The organism is Arenibacter flavimaris (assembly GCF_030291335.1).
In the GTDB taxonomy this organism is placed as follows: domain Bacteria; phylum Bacteroidota; class Bacteroidia; order Flavobacteriales; family Flavobacteriaceae; genus Arenibacter.
Genome location: NZ_JASWIM010000075.1, coordinates 1 through 6,367 on the forward strand (window position 1 = coordinate 1; position 6,367 = coordinate 6,367).

Consider the following 6,367-nt stretch of genomic DNA (forward strand, 5'->3'; position numbering starts at 1 on the left):
TCGTTTCTTTTTGACCTTGATAAACCCTATCATCACTTTCAAAGTTACGTTGCCCTTTCAATGAACTTATTTCTAAGTACACTCTACCCTGGGGCAACTCAGTACGCACAGCAAGAGGGTAACGCGCTAAAGCGACGTTACTGATTTTATTGTATTGATTATCAGTTGTTTAAATTGAAAAAGGCTGGACTAACTTTGGATTTTTACGGCAAAAGCTCCCGTAAGTACCATTTTTAGGCATTTTTTTGCGGCAAACAGGGAATTCAAGATGTGTTTTTGTTGCCACAAAAACGATCTTGCTTTGCGCCCGATGGTTGCAAAGAGCTTATTATCATTAAAAAAAGAAAACCATAACCGGTTCCTTTTTGAATGAAAACGGATATGGTTTTAAAATTCTATATTCTATGTAAAAAAAGGAAATCTATTCTTTGTTCAATAGCTTCTCTAAATAGGACACCTTATCTTTTTCTGCTTTTAGTAATTCTTGATAAAGCTTTTTGTTTTCCTCAACCAACTCCATGATTTTATCAATTGGATTGAATGTTGGCTGGTAATTTAGAGAACTGGCAATAATGGTAGAACTATCACTACTAGAATTATTATACGTATTCGATATAATATTAAAAACTGCTTCATCTGAAAAATTCTTGATCGCCTCTGCCGTAACTCCCAAGGCTTTGGCCACCTGTTCCAGTTTTTCTTCCTCAATGGTTTCACTTTGCTCAATTAGAGAAACACTTTGTTGGCTAATGCCCAGTTCCATGGCCAAGGCTTCCTGCTTCATACCTCGTAATTCCCTTATACGGCCAATCTTTCTACCAATATGGTTTGGTTTTGTTGCTGTGCTCATATCTCAAATATTATAACTTATCCTATATGTTGTGTAGGTAAAGATAGTGGAAAATCCTCAAATATTATTGGTAAGATACCTAATCCATTTGGTAAAATACCAATGATTTTGGTTCGGTACTGTAAAACGGCATTGTTACTTTATGGCAAAGAATCAAGGTTAGTTCAAAAAATGAAAAGCACGGAAATAAAAGATCTGATAAACGGTCAGGAACCTATAGCTATAGTGAGATATTTTGAGTGGACCGTTATATCAAAAAACTATTGCCATCCCAGATATCTATTGCTTAGGCTGAACACTATATGCAAAGATATAGAAGAAGTGCATATTCCTGGAAACATGGTCTCCTTTCTGGTATCAAAACTAGATAGCTTCCAAGAAGTATTTCGCAGGGATGACGGAACGGTATGGGAGCGAATGGCCTTTAGAGACAAAGTAAAAGAACATGTTCCCAGACCAAAGATCAATCATTTTATTAGAGAATCATAATCGCCAAAAAATCAAACCTATGAAGAACAATATTCACCTTCTAAAGAATTTTGAACTGTTAAAGAATGGTGACACATCCGCCATTGCACAAATTCATGCTACATATAGCAGAAATATATTCTGGGTAGGCAAGCGATTTATAGATGATGAATTTGTAATAGAATCCTTGGTTCAAGATGCCTTTTTAAAGCTATGGATCCATAGGGACCATATAGAAAGCCCAAAGCATATCTTCTACTTCTTAAGGTTTGTCATGAAAAGAGAATGTATATCATACTACAGCAAGCCCAAAAACAAGTTCTTTAGGAAGGTTTACTCTTTAGAAGGCTACGAAAATTACCAGGACTTTATGGTGGGCTATGATCCGCTTAATGACAATGAACATTTGCGAAATCAAGAGTCGAAACAAAAAGCCTTCGACCAAATCAAAGTTGTGCTGCCCTTATTGACCGCAGAAAGGAGACACCTGATCAACCTCTGTTTAAAATATGGCTTCCAATATAAAGCTATTGCCGAAGTAATGGGAACAAGCATTTGCAAGACCCGTCAAGATGTAAAAAAGGCTATTCAGGATATTAGAAAGATTATCCATTTTGGGAGTAGTCGTGTAAATGAACAAAAGTGTTCCGGTAATGAAGTAAAAGCCCCGAGAGTGTTGACCGAGGAACAAGAAAGGGTATTGGAGTTGCGGTGCAACAAGAAGTATTCCTTTGCATTTATTGCCGAAGTCCTGAACCTACCCCAAAAAGAAGTTCATAAAGAGTTTATAGTGGCATACAAGCTATCGAATGTCCGTCAGGGAGAAAAATTAGAATTGGCTTAATATGGGAAAATCAACTATTAAACTCACTAGAAGGATCCAGTTGCTGATAGATCTGCCTACAAAAGAAGAGCGTAAGGAGAAACTGGACAAACTCTACCAGTATCAAAATCGGTGCTTTAGGGCGGCGAACATTATGGTCTCCCATATGTATGTACAAGAAATGATCAAAGAGTTCTTTTATCTTTCTGAAGGAATCAAGTACAAACTGGCCGATGAAAAAAAAGAGGAAGACGGTATCCTGCAACGTTCCCGTATCAATACCACTTACCGCGTGGTATCCGATCGCTTCAAAGGAGAAATCCCTACCGATATCTTATCGAGCCTGAACAATAACCTGTTATCCACTTTTAATAAAAACAAATCGGAATATTGGCGGGGGCAATGCTCCCTACGGAATTTTAAAAAGGAAATGGCATTTCCGTTCCCTCCAAAAAGCATGAACCGGATATCCTATAATCCCGATAAAAAAGCATTTTGTTTTCGCTTATTCTCCATTCCCTTTAAAACCTATTTGGGAAGGGATTTCACCGACAAACGAAAACTCTTGGAGCGTTTGGTCGAAGGCGACATCAAGCTTTGTACTTCCCACATTAAAGTCAAAGATGGAAAAACCTATTGGCTGGCAGTATTTGAAATTGAAAAAGAAAGGAATAGTCTGGATCCGGCGTTAATAGCGGAGGCTTCCCTGTCCCTAGAATACCCTATAATTGTGAAAGCTGGCAAAACCAAACTTACCATTGGTTCCAGGGAAGAGTTTTTGTACAGGAGGTTGGCGATACAGGCAGCATACAAACGAGCGCAAATTGGCGCGACCTATTCCAGATCGGGCAAAGGGCGTAAAAGAAAACTTAAAGCGGTGGACAGGCTTCGAAAGTCAGAAAGTGATTATGTGCACCATCGTATACATGTATACAGCCGAAGGTTAATTGATTTCTGCATTAAACATCGGGCAGGAACGCTCATTTTATTAAATCAGGAAGATAAGATGGATATTGCTAAAAAGGAAGAATTTGTATTGAGAAATTGGAGTTATTGCGAGCTCATGACCAAAATAAAATACAAGGCAGAGAAAGCAGGTATTGAACTAATTGTAGGTTAATCAATTTATTTGAGGGTGCTTGTACACCCGTAAGGTGAGGTTCGAGACACTCACTAAATGTGAACAACATATACAACGGCGTGGGTTCTCTTATTTTGATATCCACTTGATAGACAAATTTTCTGAACAAACTTGATCTAAACCCATAATTTTTTAGGCTTAAAAATGAATTTCCTTTCTATCCTTTCCTCATAAGGCGACGGGAGTGTATTGGATGGGAATGGTTATTACGATAAAATTTAAGCCAAAAAACCGTCTCAATTGAACAGAATTCCTATACCCCAATCAGGCAAGAAAATTAAAGTCTTGTAACTTTTAAATTTATAGTACTAGAATGTTTTCCGTGGATTTACCGTAAAAAAACACTCTGTTTTAAAGGATTCATAAAAGTTTTGCTGAACATTTAAGTGGAAATGAAGGGTAAGTATTCTGAACTTATTATGTTTGAATTATAACAGTATTCTGTTTGTTCTCCTGCTGACGCGAGTACCAATTCTGTCGCCCTACTTTGCAACCATCGAAGTCCTAAATTCCCAACATTAAAAATCGTAATATTTTTGATTTCAATTGTGAGGTTATAAATTCATCATGTTTCTTTAATGATTGGTGTCCTTCCCTGCACAAGAAGATTTCCTCAAAGAAGGCATAGTTTTGAATTAAGTGGATCAAGTTTAACAAATGTACATAGGCGACAAAAAAAATACTAAATTAGCCTATAATGGATAAATAAGCACAAGTTACTTACACTCTAGCATTGGGGGCAATTTAAAAAAAATGGAAACAGACGAAGTTAAAATAGATAGATTGAGAACTAAATCTCACGATAATGGATTTCATTCTTTTGGCAAGTCTTATATTTTCGAAAAAAGAGCTAATCACTATGGCAGACTTATTAGTTATATTACGGTCTTAGGAATATTAGTTCCAGTTACGATTGGCGCAACAGCTATGGGATATGGACTGAATAATAGTTTTCTAAAAGCATTAATGGCAATTGCAGTTCCTGTTTCAATTCTTCAGCTTTTAATTTCAATAATTTCCGTAGTTTACAAATGGAGTGATGAACTTTCTTACGCAAGTGAAGCCGCCCAAGCTCATTATTTCTTAAACGATAGATTTAAAAAATTAGCAGAATTTCCACCAAGTAACTTTACTGAGTTTGATTTAAATTTTGAAATAATCAATACTCGTCTAAAAGCAAGAACGGAACAAGACAGTAAACATAACATAAAGGACTGGGAGCTTAGAATGGGAATGAGATATGCATTAAGAGAATATCAAAAAGAGTGTGTAGGATGCAAAAATACACCCACATCTATGGAATCTTCTAATTGCCCTGTTTGTGGTAAATTTAAAAATACTTTAAAAAATAGATTATGAGCAATAAATTAACAGGATTAAAGATTGAGTACACAAAATTAACTTCGTCTGAAAAACAAGAATTAAAAAAGTTCATTAACGAATTCGATGGAAAGAGTGAGTTTGAAAAAGGACAAGTGAATGAAAACCTAAGAAAAAGCTTAGGACCAATCAACTCTACCGCTTGCCCTGTATGTGGAAAATAAAAAACTGCCTCCAAAAAAAACCTATAAACAATACGGACTTAAGTTTTAAACGCTAAGTTTTGTGTATTTTTATGAAGTCCACAAAATTTTATGGATTTTGGTTTTAAACGGGACAAAGAAAAAACAAAACAAAAAGATTTCGCTTTGTGCGTTGCGGAAAGTAAACGCTAGTTTGCTCCGGTACTGTTCATAGCTAAACCGTTAACACATATAAGAAAAGTCAGTTCTTTAAAGAAAATAATAGATGTCTCGATAGTTTAATTGGTAAAACCTGGCGGCATTTAAGGCAAAGAGCAAAGATTTTTAACCATCAGATGTAGGTTCGAATCCTACTCGAGACACTAATGCTCTTTGCCTTTTTAATTTAAACTTAATGAGTAACCTAAATAATATTCAAAGAAAAATTAGCGAAGGAGTTTCTGGATGGCTACTTTTTGAATTTCATTGTTTTCGAGGACTACTCTTTAGCGAAAAATACTTATCCTATCCTATTGGTCAAATTCTCAATAGTATTACTGATTTTAAAACTCAGGCAGAAATTAATCATCCCTTAGGTAATGGAGGTCAAGGAAGACCACTTCAAGTAGATTTTGTACTATCAAAAAAAACAGAATGGAAATATGCAGTAGAATCTAAATGGATTGGACACTCTAAAATTTCCTTAGCATCATTAATTTGGGACTTAATTCGTTTACAGAATTTATTTTCAAGTCATTCAAATCTTAAATGTTATTTTCTGTTGGCAGGGTTTGATAAAAAAATAGAAACTCTTTTTTCAGAAATTGATATCTATTACAATAAAGAATCAACCAAAAAAAATGAGATTACAAAAATTAGCCAAAGCAAATTGACTTTTAATTTAAACAAGTTAGATTCTACCACTAAAAAATATGTCAATGAAAAAATAAGTAAATACCCGAAATTTAAGTTGTATTCAAAAATATCTTGTAAACCTGCTCACAAATACCCGAATTCAGAAACATATAATATGTCATTTTCAACTTATACTTTTGAGGTATTGAAACCAGACGAAACATTAAAGATTAAAGAACTATAAAATAGGTATGCTAACGGAGATGTTAGCAGACATTTGCCAAAAAATGAAAATATTAATTAATGATTTTAAATCATCCGAGGAAACTTACAGGAATATTTTCAGGAATTATGGATATGAAGAAAACGAATTAATCTTTTGTAATTCATTTGAAAAACTTAAATTATTCATTGTTGAGCAATTAGAAAACAAAAAACTTCATATAGATGCAATAATAACAAACGAATCATCTACAGGTAATTTAGATAGTCTGCAAGCATCAAAAATTCTTAGATTCAGAAATAGTTTCGATACATCTTACTCAAAGGGAAATTTTAGAATAAGTTCAATTCCTGTAATACTTTACACAGATATAGAAACGAGAGGAACTATCTCCCCAGATATATGGCAAGCTGTTGTACAAAAAAATAAAGTTGGTCAACACGACTATTTTATTCTAGAATTTGAAAATGCTATAAGGACTTGGCGCAAACGATTAATAACAGAT

At 34.7% G+C, this 6,367-nt stretch carries 8 protein-coding genes and 1 tRNA gene; 8 read left to right on the forward strand and 1 reads right to left on the reverse strand.

Annotation, left to right across the window (positions count from 1 at the left end):
* Positions 1–421 precede the first annotated feature (421 nt).
* Positions 422–850, reverse strand: a complete 429-nt coding sequence (locus QSE00_RS24900) for a helix-turn-helix domain-containing protein (protein WP_286107982.1) — start codon at positions 848–850, stop codon at positions 422–424.
* Between the two features lie 171 nt (positions 851–1,021).
* Between QSE00_RS24900 and QSE00_RS24905 the strand changes: the two genes are divergently transcribed.
* The 8 genes from QSE00_RS24905 to QSE00_RS24940 all read left to right on the forward strand — a co-directional run.
* Entirely contained in the window at positions 1,022–1,339 is a 318-nt protein-coding gene (locus QSE00_RS24905) for a hypothetical protein (RefSeq protein ID WP_286107983.1), read from the forward strand.
* Between the two features lie 19 nt (positions 1,340–1,358).
* Positions 1,359–2,162 (forward strand): RNA polymerase sigma factor, encoded by an 804-nt coding sequence (locus tag QSE00_RS24910; RefSeq protein ID WP_286107984.1) that lies wholly within the window; start codon positions 1,359–1,361, stop codon positions 2,160–2,162.
* 1 nt (position 2,163) lies between these two features.
* Complete coding sequence (locus QSE00_RS24915; protein WP_286107985.1) at positions 2,164–3,261, forward strand: hypothetical protein; 1,098 nt, start codon at positions 2,164–2,166, stop codon at positions 3,259–3,261.
* Positions 3,262–4,035: 774 nt separating this feature from the next.
* Positions 4,036–4,641, forward strand: coding sequence for a mobilome CxxCx(11)CxxC protein (locus QSE00_RS24920; RefSeq protein WP_286105117.1), 606 nt, complete (start codon positions 4,036–4,038; stop codon positions 4,639–4,641).
* Positions 4,638–4,826 (forward strand): hypothetical protein, encoded by a 189-nt coding sequence (locus QSE00_RS24925; RefSeq protein ID WP_286107986.1) that lies wholly within the window; start codon positions 4,638–4,640, stop codon positions 4,824–4,826. The genes QSE00_RS24920 and QSE00_RS24925 overlap by 4 nt, the downstream gene beginning before the upstream one ends.
* A 246-nt stretch (positions 4,827–5,072) precedes the next feature.
* Positions 5,073–5,167: transfer RNA gene (locus QSE00_RS24930), tRNA-Lys, on the forward strand.
* Between the two features lie 32 nt (positions 5,168–5,199).
* Positions 5,200–5,883, forward strand: coding sequence for a hypothetical protein (locus QSE00_RS24935; protein WP_286107987.1), 684 nt, complete (start codon positions 5,200–5,202; stop codon positions 5,881–5,883).
* Between the two features lie 43 nt (positions 5,884–5,926).
* A partial coding sequence (locus QSE00_RS24940) for a hypothetical protein (RefSeq protein ID WP_286107988.1) occupies positions 5,927–6,367 on the forward strand: 441 nt, incomplete at its 3' end.

Excerpts from the sequence above, each read along its gene's own strand:
- QSE00_RS24905 (WP_286107983.1), top strand. The coding sequence starts at position 1,022 with ATGAAAAGCACGGAAATAAAAGATCTGATAAACGGTCAGGAACCTATA.
- QSE00_RS24900 (WP_286107982.1), bottom strand. The coding sequence starts at position 850 with ATGAGCACAGCAACAAAACCAAACCATATTGGTAGAAAGATTGGCCGT.
- QSE00_RS24920 (WP_286105117.1), top strand. The coding sequence starts at position 4,036 with ATGGAAACAGACGAAGTTAAAATAGATAGATTGAGAACTAAATCTCAC.
- QSE00_RS24925 (WP_286107986.1), top strand. The coding sequence starts at position 4,638 with ATGAGCAATAAATTAACAGGATTAAAGATTGAGTACACAAAATTAACT.
- QSE00_RS24915 (WP_286107985.1), top strand. The coding sequence starts at position 2,164 with ATGGGAAAATCAACTATTAAACTCACTAGAAGGATCCAGTTGCTGATA.
- QSE00_RS24910 (WP_286107984.1), top strand. The coding sequence starts at position 1,359 with ATGAAGAACAATATTCACCTTCTAAAGAATTTTGAACTGTTAAAGAAT.
- QSE00_RS24935 (WP_286107987.1), top strand. The coding sequence starts at position 5,200 with ATGAGTAACCTAAATAATATTCAAAGAAAAATTAGCGAAGGAGTTTCT.